The following is a 13,338-nucleotide window of genomic DNA, read 5'->3' on the forward strand; positions in this document are numbered from 1 at the left end:
CTACTTCGCGATCCAGGCGCTGTAGAAGTTGGCGTAGGCGAGCCCGTTGTACGAGACGCCCTTCACCGACGGCGCGATCAGGTAGAGGCGCTGCACGAGCTGCACCGTGGGGATGAAGTAGCCCTGCTGAAGCACGTACTGCTGCAGTTCGTCGGCGACCTTCGTACGGGTGGTCTCGTCCGAGGCCGTGGCGATCTGGGTCGACAGGTCGTCGAGCTTACTGTCGCTCGTGCCGAGGCGGAACCAGTCCTCGCCGTTGTTCTGGCTGGTCAGCACGCCGGCGACGGTCCCGACGTCGACGAAGCTGCGCGAGGTCTGGTAGAGCGGGGGATGCGAGGCCGCCACGGCCGCGTATCCCGACACGTCCGTGATCTTCAGGTCGACCTTGATCCCGATCTTCTTCAACTGCTGGGCGATGAGTTCGTCCTCGGCCTGCGTCGACGGAACGTAGGGGTTCGGCGAGAGCGAGAACTCGAGCGGGGCGCCGTCCTTCTCGCGGATGCCGTCGGTTCCGGTGGTCCAGCCCGCGGCGTCGAGCAGCTTCTCGGCCTTGTCGGGGTCGTAGGCGAGGAGGCTCGAGTAGTCGCCGACCTCGGGCACGTTGCCCTGGAGGAACGAGGTCGCGGCCTGCCAGTCGCTCGTGTAGACGGTCTTCAGGATCGCCTTGCGGTCGATGCCGATCTGGATCGCCTGCCGGACGGCCGGGTCGCTGGTGGGAGTCGCGGTGGTGTTGACCTGGAACCCGTCGGTGAACCCGAGGTAGCGAGGCGTGTCGACGGTGAAGCCCTGGCTCTTCAGCGAGTCGATCTCCTGGGGCTCGACGTTGAACGAGACCTGGGCCTGGCCCGCGGTGACGGCCTGCGTCCGGACGGACTCGTCCTTGATCACCTTGTAGGTGATCGTGTCGATGTACGCCGGGCCGGTGTGACCGAGCGCCTTCGGACCCCACTCGTAGTCCGCGCGCTTCTTGAGGACGTACTTCTCGCCCTGCTCGACCGAGGCGACCGTGTAGGGGCCGCTGCCGATCTCCTTGGTCAGGTCGGCCTGCTGGTCGAGCGGCAGCGCCAGCGTCTTCGGCGACAGGAGGATCGTGCCGTGGTAGCCGAGCGTCGGGATGAACCCGAGGGCCGGAGCCGAGAAGTCGACGGTGACGGTGTGGTCGTCGGTCGCCACCGCTCCCACGTAGGTGCTGCCGGGGAAGAGTCCCACCTTCGTGATGCCGCGGCTCGGGTCGCCCTTGGCCCAGATGTTCAGGTTGTCGACGACCGCCGCAGCGTCGAGCTTCTCGCCGTCGGAGAAGGTCACGCCCTTCTTCAGGTGCAGCGTGAAGTGCTTCGCGTCGGAGGACTGGTCCCAGCTCGTGGCGATCCAGGGGCTGATCGTGCCCTTCGGATCGACGTAGACGAGCTTGTCGGTGATCTCGCCCCAGAGGTTGCCCTCGTAGCTCGAGATGGACGACTTGCTCGACACGAAGCCGGCGTCGTAGCCCTGGATCAGGAAGGTCAGGTCACCGCCCTCGACGGGTTTGTCCGGGGCCGAGGCCGACGAGGAGGAGCCGGCGGTGGCCCCGGTGCTGCAGGCGGCGAGCGCGAGAGTGGCGGCCGCGGCGACCGCGATGCCTGCGAGAGGGCGACGCCATCGGGTGGGGATGCTCATGGTGGTCCTTTTGCTGGGAGGGAGGGTGTGTGAAAGGGGAGAGGGGGTCAGATGGCCTTGCCGGGGTTGAAGAGCCCGGTCGGGTCGAGGGCGGCCTTGAGCGCTCGCTGAGCCGCACGGTTGCGATCGGAGAGCTCGAGGGCGGCCCAGTCGAGCTTCACGGTGCCGACGCCGTGCTCGCCGCTGACGGTTCCGCCGACGCCGAGGGCGATTCGGACGAGTTCGGTGGCGGCCTCGTCGAGTTCGGCGGGCCGGTCGGCCGGGTCGGCGTCGCCGATCGGCCGGGTGATCGCCGGGTGCAGGTTGCCGTCGCCGGCGTGTGAGACGGCCGAGATGGCGACGTCGTAGCGTTGCTCGACCTCGGCGAAGCGGGCGTAGACCTCCGCCAGGCGCGACTTCGGCACGGCGATGTCCTCGCCGACGAACCACTGCGGCTCGGTGAAGCCTCGGCCGTGGCGACGGAGCTCCCAGAGGGCCGCCCCGTCCTCGTCGGACTCCACCCTGACGGTGCCGCCGACGGCCTCGAGGGCCACGGTCAGGTCGTGCGCCTGCTCGGCGATGCCGTAGCCGTCGAGCTCCACGAGGATCAGCGAGGCGCCACGGCGTCGGAGCCCTGATCCGGAGAAGGCGTCGATCCCGGTGAGGCTCGGCTCGTCGAAGAACTCGACGACGGAGGGGCGCACGCTCGATCGGGTGATGGCGGCCAGGCCGGATGCACCCGCCGGGGTGCTCTCGAAGAACGCCGTCACGGTCTGCCGAGCGACCGGGATCGGCCGGAGGCGGACGGTCGCTCGGACCACGATGCCGAGCACCCCCTCGGAGCCGACGAAGAGCGAGGTGAGGTCGAGGCCGGTGACGCCCTTGATCGACCGGTGCCCGACGGAGACGAGGCTGCCGTCGGCGAGGACGACGTCGAGCCCGAGGACGGATTCGCGGGTCACGCCGTACTTCGCGCAGCGGAGTCCGCCGGCGTTGGTGGCGATGTTGCCGCCGATGCTCGAGATCTCGAAGCTGGCCGGATCGGGCGCGTAGAACAGCCCGAACGGAGCGACGTGCTCGTTGAGAGCGGCATTGATCACGCCCGGCTCGACCACGGCGACCTCGTCGAGCGGCGCGACCTCGAGGATCCGGTTCAGACGCTCGGTCGAGACCACGAGCTGGTCGGGTCGTGCCGACGCCCCGCCCGAGAGCCCCGAACCCGCGCCGCGGGTGACGACGGAGACCCCGAACTCGGCCGCGAGACGGACCACGTCCTGGACCTGCTCCGGCGTGCCGGGCAGCGCGACCAGCGGGCCGTGCTCGTCGTCGGAGATCGGCGACTCGACTCGCGGCGCCGTGCCGCGGTCGTAGCGGTAGGGAGCGGTCGCCGCCGACGGCACTCGGATCGCGATTTCGGGGAAGCGGGTCGCGAAGGCGTCGGCCAACGCGACGACCTCGGGCCGTGCATCCCGCGCTCGTGTTCCGGCGTACGCCTCGGTCGTCGTCATTCGGTCTCCTCCAGGTGGTGCTGTCGTTCGCAGGCGGTGCTGTAGTTAGCAGGCGGTCCTGCTTCTCGACAGGCGATTGGAAGAAGCGTGCTGGGGCGGCCCGGGGCGGAACAACCCGTTCGGTCGAACGTGACGACCCGTCTCCCTCCGTGACGGTTCATGTCGGGAAACGGGCATTCCCGACCTCGTCCGCATGACGTTTCATGACGAATGTGACGAATTGATCAGGCGGCCGGTCGAGAATCGGCAGATGACTTCCCGCTCGCGACCCCCTCTGCGGTTCGCCGCCTTCGTCATGAACACGAACTCGCACATCCAGCACGGGCTCTGGCGTCATCCGACCGCTCGGCAGAAGGACTTCGACGACGTGCGGCTGTGGATCGACCTCGCCGAGACGCTCGAGCGCGGCCGCTTCGACGCGATGTTCTTCGCCGACGTGGTAGGCACCTACGGCCCCGCTCGCGGCGACTACGCGATCAACGCCCACGAGGGTCTGCAGCTGCCGTCGAACGATCCGTCCGTCCTGCTGTCCGCTCTCGCCGTCCGCACCGAGCACCTCGGTCTGGCGTTCACGAGTTCGGTGATCCAGTCGCACCCGTTCGACTTCGCTCGGAAGGTGTCGACCCTCGACCACATCTCCGGCGGCCGGATCGGCTGGAACATCGTCACGAGCGCTCTCGACGCCGCCGCCCGCAACTTCGGCCACGACCGCCTGGAAGAGCACGACGAGCGGTACCGCTGGGCCGAGGAGTACCTCGAGGTCGTCGAGAAACTCTGGGAGGGCTCGTGGGACGACGGGGCCCTGCTGAAAGACCCCGTGCTCGGCTACGCCGACGCCACGAAGATCCACCGGATCGACCACCACGGGCCGCGGTACGACGTCCAGGGCCCCCATCTCACGTCGCCGAGCCCCCAGCGCACACCCGTCCTGTTCCAGGCCGGCTCCTCCCCCGCAGGCCGGGCGTTCGCCGCCCGGAACGCCGAGGCGCAGTTCATCCTCAGCCCGAACCCCGAGGCCACTCGCGAGCTCGTCTCGGACACGCGTCGCCTGGCCGTGGCGGCCGGGCGTCGACCCGACGACATCCTCTTCTTCCTGGGCCTCTCCTTCATCACCGGCTCGACTGAAGCCGAGGTCCGGGCGAACGAGAAGGAGATCGACGAGTACCTCGCCGCCGACGGCTTCCTCGTGCACTCGAACCTCGGGTTCGACCCGGAGACCGGCGAGGCGCGGGATCCCGCCACGCCCCTGTCCGAGGTGGAGACCCAGGCGGGCCAGAGCCTGCTCACCTGGATCAAGGAAGCCGCGGGCGACCGGGAGCCGACGATCGCGGATCTCGCCCGGCTGACGGCGAAGCTCCGGGGCCGGATCGTGGGCACGCCGGAGCAGATCGCCGATCGGCTGCTGGAGTGGCAGGACGCCGGCATCGACGGCATCAACGTCATGAACTGGACCCTGCCCGGCTCGTACGAGATCTTCGTCGACCGGATCGCGCCCGTCCTGCAGGAGCGCGGTCTGATGCAGCGCGAATACACCCCCGGCACCCTGCGCGAGAAGCTGTTCGGGCACGCCCAGCTCGACGAGCGGCATCCGGGGCGGGCTTGGCGCGGGGCGTTCAGTGAGGCCAGCACCGTCTCCGCCTGAGCGTGGCCCCGGGCATCCCCCGTCGCCTGGCCGGCCCGGCTGGCTCTACTGTGTGGTGACCGAATCGAATCCTGGAGGAACCGTGTCGCGAGTCCGAGTCCACAACTTCGCCATCTCGCTCGACGGGTACGGTGCGGGCGCCGAGCAGTCGCTCGAGGCGCCGTTCGGCCACGCGGGCGGCCGTCTGATGCAGTGGTTCATGGGCACGCCGACGTTCCGGGCCATGCAGGGCGCCTCGGGCGGCAGTGAAGGCGTCGACGCCGCTTTCGCGAGTCGGTGGGCGACGGGCATCGGCGCCGAGATCATGGGCCGCAACAAGTTCGGGCCCCAGCGCGGCGAGTGGCCCGACGACGGCTGGCAGGGCTGGTGGGACGACGACCCGCCGTTCCACACGCCTGTCTTCGTCCTGACCCACCACCCGAGGCCACCGCTCGAGATGAAGGGCGGCACGACCTTCCACTTCATCGATGCGACTCCGGAGGAGGCCCTGGCGCAGGCTCGCGAGGCCGCCGGCGACGACGACGTGCGGATCGGCGGCGGCGTCGAGACCGTGCGCGAGTTCTTGGCGGCCGACCTCGTCGACCACCTGCACGTGGTCGTCGTGCCGATCGTGCTCGGCCGCGGCGAACGGCTCTGGGACGGGCTCGAAGGCCTGGAGGAGCGCTTCGACATCGAGGCGGTGGCGAGCCCCAGTGGCGTCACGCACCTGACGTTCAGCCGCCGGGCCGCCTAGTCGCTCGCGGGTCCCCACGAGGTCCCGCTCCGACATCCCCCTCTCGCAGCCGCGCACCGGCCCGCTCGCGCGGCGCCTCCGGACCGATTCAGAATGGGCCCATGGATGCACGCGACCGCTTTCGAGACATGCTGCGAACCGTGGTCGGTCCGGCCCTCCGCGCCGAGGGGTTCTCGGGGTCGGGGTCGACGTGGCACCGCCGCAATTCGTGGGGCGACTGGGGCGTCGTCGGCATGCAGAAGTCGGCCTACGGATCCGCGAACGACGTCGTGGCCTACGTGAACCTCTCCGTCGACCTCGAACCGGAACGGCAATCCCGATCCTGGCTGGAGGAGCGACCCGTGCCTCGACTTCCGTCCGGTTCGAGCGGCATCTGGCACGCCCGCCTCGCTCCCCCCGAAGCGCCGGGTCGCACGCGCCTCGACCGGTGGGACTTCGGTGACGGTTCCGATGCGGAATCGTTCGCCGCCGAACTGGTCGACACCCTTCGGGTGGAGGCGCTCCCCGCGCTCGACCGTCTCCTCGACCGCGAAGAGCTTTTCCGCAACACGTACCGCGCTGGCGGTCCAGAGATCTTCGGCGGTGCCCTCCTGGGTTACGAACCCGAGGCGCTCGCCGTCCTTCTCCTGAGCGACCGGGGCCCGAGCCAGGAGCTGATTCGTGCGTTGACCACCCTGGACGAGCTCGACCTATCGCACGAAGACGAGACGTATGCCGCCCGGCAGCGCGGCGTCGCGAATTGGGTCCGCGAGCGCTCCGCCTGAACACGACCTCCTGAGGCCGTGCATCAGATGTGACGCAAATACCGCTGAAGGCCAGTTGCGTCAGATCTGACGCAATTGCGCTTCAACGCGATATGCTGCAAATATGACGCAGACTAATTGGTTCCGGAGTCGGACTCCAGCGAGCCTCGGGAGCGCGATCAAAGAGCTTCGAGAGGCTGCCGGCGAAACTCAGGCTCAATTCGCTCGAGCCATCGGTTCGTCCCGAGCGACGGTCAGTCGACTCGAACGAGGCGAGTCCGTGACCTCCGACGTGCTGTTCCATGCGTTGGCTCGGGTCCGGCACGAGTTCGCCGTCATTCCTCGCGGGAGCCGGCTGCGAGTCGAGGCGGCCGATGCCCCGAACTAACATCCTCGGCGTTTGGCTGCACGGGAGGCGGCTCGGCGAGCTCGAAAAACTGCGCAGCGGCGATGTCCGACTGCGATTCGACCCTGAAGTCGTCAACGAGTTCGGGACAGGCACGCACCTCATGTCGATCTCCCTGCCGTTGGGAACGAAGCGAGTCCAAGGAGAGAAGCTCAAGCTCTTCATTCGTGGCCTTTTGCCCGAACCTCCCGTTCGCGCCCTCATCGAGACCCGCGAGAAGGTACCTTTCGACGACGATTTCGCCCTCCTGCGGGTAATCGGGAGCGAATGTGCGGGTGCTCTGCAATTCCTACCCGATACTGAGGAGCCGGGCCCCGGAATCCTGCGACCGCTCTCGACCGAGGAGGTCGATCACATCGTGAGCGACCTCCCGACCCTCGACTCCCCCGATGGGCTCCCGGTCGGCGCATCCCTTGGCGGTGTTCAGGCCAAGGTGCTCCTCACTCGGACGAAGGATGGCTGGGCATGGCCCGCATTCGGAGCCATGTCGACGCACCTGATCAAGCCCGCCCCGCAGAACGGAAGCGGGCCGCCCGGACTCCTCGAAGCCGAATGGTGGTCGGGGGCCCTCGCGCGCCATGTCGGCCTTCGGGCCGCAGCGAGCGAACTGAAGCAATTCGGCGAGCGCACGTCGCTCGTGGTGGAGCGTTACGACCGTCACGACGGAGGACGTTTCCACCAGGAAGACTTCACCCAGGCCCTCTCACTGCGACCCTCCGACAAGTACGAGCTCGGCACCACGACCCCGGGCCGACTGCAGAGGATTGCAGCCCTGGCTGGGCCGCTGTCCGACGACGAAAGTGCATTCCTCCTCGACCTTCTCCGCGCGGTGGCCTTCAACGCCATCATCGGAAACAGCGATGCCCATTCGAAGAACTACTCTCTGCTCATCTCGAGCAGCGGCTCCGTCTCCCTTGCCCCGCTGTACGACGTCGCGCCCGTGATGCTCATGGACTCGAACTACCGCTTCGCCGGCCACGCAGTCGATGGGCAGACCCGGCTCGCGTTCGTCACACGAGACCACCTCGTCCGAGAGGCCGTCCGTTGGGGTGTCTCCGCCATCGAGGCGGGCGACACAATCACGAGTCTTGCAACAGCCGTAGCCGATTGGGCGGAATCCATCAGCACTCTGCGCGAACTCGGCGACACCCCCTCACGCGTCGCGATGCGAGCCCGCATCTTCGCAGCCTGACCCGCTTGCGGGGAGGCGAGCCGAGTCGCCGATCTTTCAAGTGATGGTCGGCCTAGCGAGCAGCCAGAGCGAATGGCTCGACGACCAGCGTGCCCTGGGTGAGTTCTCCGCCTCCGATCCCACTGGAGCCCGACGGCGCGGTCGCGATCACCATCCCTCGTGGTGAGCCTGTCAGTTGTCGAAGCGGAACTCCATCACGTTTCGTCCTGCATCGCGCGCCGTGGCCGTGGATTATGAGCGGTTCAAGGACCCTCATGAAATGCCAAAAGGTCGTCCTCGGTAAGGAAGGCGAAGAACCACCTCCGGTGCTCCTGCGTACCGCGCTCGAACTTGCGACGCTTTGCGCGCGTAGGCACGCCGTGCAGCACGCCCTCTGGCAATGACACACCTCGTCCCTCCGCAGGAGCTATGCGAGAACCTTCGCACCAGTCGATACTCCACCGAGTCGTCTCACACAGGAGATCGGACACTTCCTCACGCGTCAGCGCGCCGTCTGGCCAGTTGTTCAATGCGGGCACCCTAGTTGTTGAAGCGGAACTCCACCACGTCGCCGTCCTGCATCACGTACTCCTTGCCCTCGATGCGGGCCTTGCCGTGCGCGCGCGCCTCGGCGATCGAACCCGTGTCGACGAGGTCCTGGAACGAGATGACCTCGGCCTTGATGAACCCCTTCTCGAAGTCCGTGTGGATCACACCGGCGGCCTGCGGAGCCTTCCAGCCCTTGCCGATCGTCCAGGCGCGGGTCTCTTTGGGCCCGGCCGTCAGGTAGGTCTGGAGACCGAGGGTGTCGAAGCCGATGCGGGCGAGCTGGGTCAGCCCGGACTCCTCCTGGCCGGTCGACGCGAGCAGCTCGGCGGCGTCGTCGGGCTCGAGGTCGATCAGCTCGGACTCGATCTTCGCGTCGAGGAAGATCGCCTCGGCCGGCGCGACGAGCGCGGAGAGACGGGCCTTCGCAGCAGTGTCAGCGATGATCGTCTCGTCGACGTTGAACACGTAGATGAAGGGCTTCGCGGTCAAGAGCCCGAGCTCGCGGATGGGCTCGAGGTCGATCGAGGTGGACGACAGCGGCGACCCCTTCTGCAGGGCATCCCGCGCGGCGACGGCCGTGTCGTACGTGGCGGGCTCGACCCGCTTCAGCCGCAGCTCTTTCTCGTAGCGCACGAGGGCCTTCTCGACGGTCTCGAGGTCGGCGAGGATCAGCTCGGTGTTGATGGTGCCGAGGTCGTTCTCGGGGTTGACCTCGCCGTCGACGTGCACCACGTCGGGGTCGACGAAGCCGCGCACGACCTCGGCGATCGCGTCGGCCTCGCGGATGTTCGCGAGGAACTTGTTGCCGAGACCCTCCCCCTCGCTGGCGCCCTTGACGATGCCGGCGATGTCGACGAACGACACCGGCGCGGGCAGGATCTTCTCCGACGAGAACAGCCCGGCCAGCACGTCGAGCCGCGGGTCGGGCAGGTTCACCACGCCGACGTTGGGCTCGATGGTGGCGAACGGGTAGTTCGCCGCCAGCACCTGGTTCTTGGTCAGGGCGTTGAAGAGGGTGGACTTGCCCACATTGGGGAGTCCGACGATCGCGATAGTGAGAGCCACGGTCCCCAAGCTTAAGTCACGCCGCCGACACCCGACGCGTTGGCCGTCGCCGAGCAGGGCGGCGAGGCCGAGCGAGAACGGGGGATGCACCTCCCCCGCCCTGCGTGCCTCACGAGACTGTCGGACCCCCGTGCGACGATGTTTCTCGTGCCCCTCGACTACACCGCCATCGACTTCGAGACCGCCAACTCCTCGAGCGCCTCGGCCTGTTCGGTCGGGTTGGTCAAGGTCCGCGACGGCAAGGTGGTCGACAAGGTCGGATGGCTGATCAAGCCGCCGCTCGGCCACGACTTCTTCTCGGAGTGGAACACTCGCATCCACGGCATCGAGGAGCACCAGGTGCAGGGCGCGAAGGGCTGGCTCGAGCAGCTGCCCGATCTGTTCGGCTTCGCCGGCGACGACGTGCTCGTCGCGCACAACGCGGGCTTCGACATGGGCGTCATCCGCGGCGCTTGCGCGGCCGTCGGCCTCGACTGCCCGGCCCCGCGCTACCTCTGCTCGCTCCAGGTCGCCCGCAAGACCTACACCCTCGACTCCTACCGCCTGCCGCTGGCCGCCTACGCCGCCGGGTTCGAAGAGTTCGCGCACCACGACGCCCTGGCCGACGCCGAAGCGTGCGCGGCGATCATCGCGCACGCGGCCAAGCGCCACGGGGCCCGCGACGTCGACGAGCTGGCGGCGAACGCCGGCGTGAAGATCAACGTGCTGAAGCCGGCGGGCACGAAGCCGAGCACGGTCGTCTTCCGCTGACGGGCCGGATCGGCGTTTGCGCGACATCCGTTTGAGAGACGGTGATATTGTCTGGACAATCGCGCGGAGTGGACGAAGCAGTCTCTCCGCCGTCCGCGTACCAGGAAGATCAGATGACCACTCACGACGGCGTGTTGCCAGCCGGCCTCTTCATGGACCTCGACCGTTCCGGGCCGATGCCCCTCTACTTCCAGGTCTCGACCCGCATCGAGCAGGCGATCACGAGCGGCGAGCTCCCCGCGGGCGCCCGTCTCGAGAACGAGGTCGCGCTCGGCGAACGGCTCGGCCTGTCCCGCCCCACGATCCGTCGGGCGATCCAAGAGCTCGTGGACAAGGGCCTGCTCGTGCGCCGTCGCGGGATCGGCACCCAGGTCGTGCACGGCCCGGTGAGCCGCAAAGTCGAACTGACGAGCCTGTTCGACGACCTCAAGGCCGGTGACCAGCATCCCACCACCCGTGTGCTGGCCCACGCGGTCATCGAGGCCGACGAGCACGTCGCCGAAGACCTCGGCATCAAGGTCGGCGATCCGGTCACGCACATCCGTCGGCTGCGCCTGGCCGACGAGGTTCCGGTCGCCCTGCTGGAGAACTACCTCCCGGTCGCCATCGCCGACCTCTCGCACGAGGACTTCGAGGATTTCGGTCTGTACCAGCTCCTCCGCGGCCGTGGCGTCACGATGCGCGTCGCCAAGCAGCGCATCGGGGCCCGAGCGAGTCACGGTGACGAGGCGCAGCTGCTCGAGATCGAGGAGAACGGCGCCGTGCTGACGATGAGCCGTACCGCCTACGACGCCTCGGGGGCCGCCGTCGAGGTCGGCTACCACTGCTACCGCCCCGACCTCTACTCGTTCAGCATCACGCTCGTCGAGAAGTAGCCGTCGCACGCCCCTGAGGCCTTCGGTTTTCAGGAGTTCGGAGGCCCGGCTCCTGCGAACCGGCGGCAAGGGGCGTGATCCCCTGAACGGGCCCGGTTCGAAGCCGGATCGCCTGAAGAACGCCGGCGCCGTGCATCCCGCCGCCTGAAAAACGGGCGGCGGAGCTCGAGCGGCGTCAGGCCTTCGGCACCCCGAGCTCGCCCGTCATGTACTGCGCGACGCCGAAGCCGAACGACCAGTCCTGCGGGCCGTTCTCGACGTAGCCGATGAAGACGTTCTCGCCCGAGACACCCACGCCGGCGAGGCCGTTGGCGATGCGGTCGTAGAGAGCGGCCTTCGTCTCGTCGGTGCGGCCGCGCTGGGTGAAGATCTGGATCATGACGACGCCGTCGGTGCGCTCGAAGCCGAGCCCCGCATCCTGCGCGATGATCCGCCCCGCGGGCAGCTCGTTGATGATCTGGAAGCGGTCACGGGCCGGGATCTTGTAGACGTCGACGATCGCCTCGTGAATGGCGTCGGCGATGGCGCGGAGTTCGGCCTCGGAGCGGCCGGCGGTGACATCGATTCGAACGAGAGGCATGTGCATCCTTTGCGGGTTGCCCGACCGGGTCGGGGGAAGACTTTGTAAGAACATACTAACAAACTCTCGACCGGGGCGAAAAATTCCCGCGGACCCTGAGCGGGCCGGACCCCGAGAGGCCACAGACGACGAAAGGGCGTGCACCCCGAAGGATGCACGCCCCACGTCGAGCAGGAACCGGACGGACCTAGTTGGCCGGCACGATGATGTCGCGAACCAGCGCATCGAGCTGCGCGTCGGCGTCGAGGAACTGACGCAGCGTCGTGACCGTGGCTCCGAAGCGGTCGAACTCGGCCGGCGTCATGCCGTCCTCGTCGTAGCCGCGGGTGAACTCGGGCACCTTCGCGCGGAGGGTGGCGATGATCTCCGGGTCGACGGGGACGTCAATGCGGTTCTCGGCGGGGATGTTGTTGTTGTTGATGTCGACCTGCCACTGGAACGGCGGCGAGACGACGAGGTCGCCTCCGACGAGCTCGGACCACTGCATGTAGTTGCGGAAGCCGGCCGACAGCACACGGGCGCGGTAGCCGCGCTCGGTGAAGATCTGGTGCGCCTTCTTCAGGGCGGCGACGCCGGCCCACTCGAGGTAGCCGGGGTCGATCATGATCTTGTCGCGCTTGACGGTGACCTTCAGCCAGTCGTCGAGACGGCCGCCCATGATCGTGACGACGTTGCCGAACTCCTTCTCGGGGAGGCCGTCGGCCTTGCGGCGGTCGAGGGCGCGTTCCATGGCCTGGGCCACGGCGACGGCCTGCGCGACGGTGAACGACACCGTCGCGTTGATGCTGACGCCCTGGTAGACCGCCTCTTCCATCGCCTCGATGCCGAGCTTGGTCGCCGGGATCTTCACGATGATGTTCTTGGCCAGGCCGGAGAAGTAGACGGCCTGCTTGACGAGGGCGTCTTTGTCGCGGTGGAAGCGCGGGTCGGTCTGCATCGAGAGGCGGCCGTTGCGACCACCCGACGCTTCGAAGGCCGGCTCGAGGAGCTTCGCTGCCCCGATCGAGAGCTCTTCGACGGCCTTCCAGCCGAGCTCGGACTCGCCCGCGGTCGGGAACTCTTCGGCGAGTTCGCGAATGCGCGGGATCCACGTCTCGGGGTCGCTCTTGATGCAGGTGTAGGCGATGACCGGGTTGCAGGTCGCGCCGACGGCACCGAACTCGGCGATCGAGCGGCTGAGCTCGCGCGGGTCGGCGGAGTCGTTCCAGAGGCTCGTGGGAGTGTCTTGTGCCGCGCGGAGGGTGCTGGGGCGGGTGTCGGTGGACGCGTCTTCGGTGACGGGGTTCGTCGCAAAGGTCGATGTCATGGTTGTTCTCCAATCTCTGGGATCGAGTCTACGAGGCTCGGTCGTAATGTCCTAACAAAGTCGGGGTAGTTGTCGGCGTACTTCAAGAATTCGCTTGTCTCACCCGGCCCCTTCGCAATAGCGTGCGAGGACGACCCCAAGAATCGAAGGGAAAGCCCATGGCAATTGCAACGAAGCTCGACAAGGCGTACGAAGAGACTCCGATCGACGAATTGGCAGCGCTGCCGGTCGCCGCATTGCAGGGCGTCAGCGACTCGGACGCCGAGCACCTGCAGGCGGCGTTCGGCATCAAGACCATCGGCGACCTCGGCACGAACAAGTACTTCGCCTGGGCCCAGGCCATCGCGACGCTGGCCGGCTGAACCGCGCGGCTCG

The 13,338-nt window shown here is 67.7% G+C and carries 13 protein-coding genes and 1 pseudogene; 9 read left to right on the forward strand and 5 right to left on the reverse strand.

Translation table 11 applies throughout. The features are described from left to right. Positions 1-1,656, reverse strand: a complete 1,656-nt coding sequence (locus ABEA39_RS06730; RefSeq protein WP_345374649.1) for an ABC transporter substrate-binding protein — start codon at positions 1,654-1,656, stop codon at positions 1-3. A gap of 47 nt (positions 1,657-1,703) precedes the next feature. Further along, entirely contained in the window at positions 1,704-3,143 is a 1,440-nt protein-coding gene (locus ABEA39_RS06735; protein ID WP_345374651.1) for an FAD-binding oxidoreductase, read from the reverse strand. 250 nt (positions 3,144-3,393) lie between these two features. Between ABEA39_RS06735 and ABEA39_RS06740 the strand changes: the two genes are divergently transcribed. The 6 genes and pseudogenes from ABEA39_RS06740 (at position 3,394) to ABEA39_RS06760 (ending at position 7,859) form a co-directional block, all read left to right on the forward strand. Continuing rightward, a complete protein-coding gene (locus ABEA39_RS06740; RefSeq protein ID WP_345374653.1) occupies positions 3,394-4,785 on the forward strand; it encodes an LLM class flavin-dependent oxidoreductase in 1,392 nt (463 codons plus the stop codon). Between the two features lie 82 nt (positions 4,786-4,867). Next, the gene (locus ABEA39_RS06745; RefSeq protein WP_345374655.1) at positions 4,868-5,518 is read left to right on the forward strand and encodes a dihydrofolate reductase family protein; all 651 of its coding nucleotides are present in this window, start codon (positions 4,868-4,870) and stop codon (positions 5,516-5,518) included. Between the two features lie 101 nt (positions 5,519-5,619). After that, complete coding sequence (locus ABEA39_RS06750) at positions 5,620-6,282, forward strand: DUF4304 domain-containing protein (protein ID WP_345374657.1); 663 nt, start codon at positions 5,620-5,622, stop codon at positions 6,280-6,282. Between the two features lie 103 nt (positions 6,283-6,385). After that, on the forward strand, positions 6,386-6,649 hold the full coding sequence (locus ABEA39_RS18825; protein WP_425556935.1) for a helix-turn-helix transcriptional regulator: 264 nt from the start codon (positions 6,386-6,388) through the stop codon (positions 6,647-6,649). After that, positions 6,636-6,896, forward strand: a pseudogene (locus ABEA39_RS18830) (HipA N-terminal domain-containing protein); the annotation flags it as partial. The gene ABEA39_RS18825 and the pseudogene ABEA39_RS18830, both read left to right, overlap by 14 nt. 129 nt (positions 6,897-7,025) lie before the next feature. Then, positions 7,026-7,859 (forward strand): type II toxin-antitoxin system HipA family toxin, encoded by an 834-nt coding sequence (locus ABEA39_RS06760; RefSeq protein ID WP_345374660.1) that lies wholly within the window; start codon positions 7,026-7,028, stop codon positions 7,857-7,859. 519 nt (positions 7,860-8,378) lie between these two features. Here the strand turns inward: ABEA39_RS06760 and ychF are convergent. After that, positions 8,379-9,452, reverse strand: a complete 1,074-nt coding sequence (ychF, locus tag ABEA39_RS06765; RefSeq protein WP_345374662.1) for a redox-regulated ATPase YchF — start codon at positions 9,450-9,452, stop codon at positions 8,379-8,381. 147 nt (positions 9,453-9,599) lie between these two features. Here ychF and ABEA39_RS06770 point away from each other — a divergent pair, with 147 nt between their 5' ends. After that, entirely contained in the window at positions 9,600-10,202 is a 603-nt protein-coding gene (locus tag ABEA39_RS06770; protein ID WP_345374664.1) for an exonuclease domain-containing protein, read from the forward strand. Positions 10,203-10,315: 113 nt separating this feature from the next. Then, on the forward strand, positions 10,316-11,077 hold the full coding sequence (locus tag ABEA39_RS06775) for a GntR family transcriptional regulator (protein WP_345374666.1): 762 nt from the start codon (positions 10,316-10,318) through the stop codon (positions 11,075-11,077). A 175-nt stretch (positions 11,078-11,252) separates the two neighbouring features. Here the strand turns inward: ABEA39_RS06775 and ABEA39_RS06780 are convergent, their stop codons facing one another. Further along, complete coding sequence (locus ABEA39_RS06780) at positions 11,253-11,657, reverse strand: tautomerase family protein (RefSeq protein WP_345374668.1); 405 nt, start codon at positions 11,655-11,657, stop codon at positions 11,253-11,255. A gap of 187 nt (positions 11,658-11,844) precedes the next feature. Continuing rightward, positions 11,845-12,963, reverse strand: coding sequence for a transaldolase family protein (locus tag ABEA39_RS06785; protein WP_345374670.1), 1,119 nt, complete (start codon positions 12,961-12,963; stop codon positions 11,845-11,847). A gap of 158 nt (positions 12,964-13,121) precedes the next feature. On the opposite strand from ABEA39_RS06785, the gene ABEA39_RS06790 reads away from it, so the two are divergent. Next, positions 13,122-13,325 (forward strand): hypothetical protein, encoded by a 204-nt coding sequence (locus ABEA39_RS06790; RefSeq protein WP_345374672.1) that lies wholly within the window; start codon positions 13,122-13,124, stop codon positions 13,323-13,325. Positions 13,326-13,338: the final 13 nt, after the last annotated feature.

This window comes from Frondihabitans cladoniiphilus (assembly GCF_039544345.1).
GTDB classification, from domain to species: domain Bacteria; phylum Actinomycetota; class Actinomycetes; order Actinomycetales; family Microbacteriaceae; genus Frondihabitans; species Frondihabitans cladoniiphilus.

What these genes read in the sequence shown, in the direction of transcription:
- ABEA39_RS06730 (WP_345374649.1), bottom strand. Translation starts at nt 1,656, where the DNA reads ATGAGCATCCCCACCCGATGGCGTCGCCCTCTCGCAGGCATCGCGGTC.
- ABEA39_RS06735 (WP_345374651.1), bottom strand. Translation starts at nt 3,143, where the DNA reads ATGACGACGACCGAGGCGTACGCCGGAACACGAGCGCGGGATGCACGG.
- ABEA39_RS06740 (WP_345374653.1), top strand. Translation starts at nt 3,394, where the DNA reads ATGACTTCCCGCTCGCGACCCCCTCTGCGGTTCGCCGCCTTCGTCATG.
- ABEA39_RS06750 (WP_345374657.1), top strand. Translation starts at nt 5,620, where the DNA reads ATGGATGCACGCGACCGCTTTCGAGACATGCTGCGAACCGTGGTCGGT.
- ABEA39_RS18825 (WP_425556935.1), top strand. Translation starts at nt 6,386, where the DNA reads ATGACGCAGACTAATTGGTTCCGGAGTCGGACTCCAGCGAGCCTCGGG.
- ABEA39_RS06775 (WP_345374666.1), top strand. Translation starts at nt 10,316, where the DNA reads ATGACCACTCACGACGGCGTGTTGCCAGCCGGCCTCTTCATGGACCTC.
- ABEA39_RS06780 (WP_345374668.1), bottom strand. Translation starts at nt 11,657, where the DNA reads ATGCCTCTCGTTCGAATCGATGTCACCGCCGGCCGCTCCGAGGCCGAA.
- ABEA39_RS06785 (WP_345374670.1), bottom strand. Translation starts at nt 12,963, where the DNA reads ATGACATCGACCTTTGCGACGAACCCCGTCACCGAAGACGCGTCCACC.
- ABEA39_RS06790 (WP_345374672.1), top strand. Translation starts at nt 13,122, where the DNA reads ATGGCAATTGCAACGAAGCTCGACAAGGCGTACGAAGAGACTCCGATC.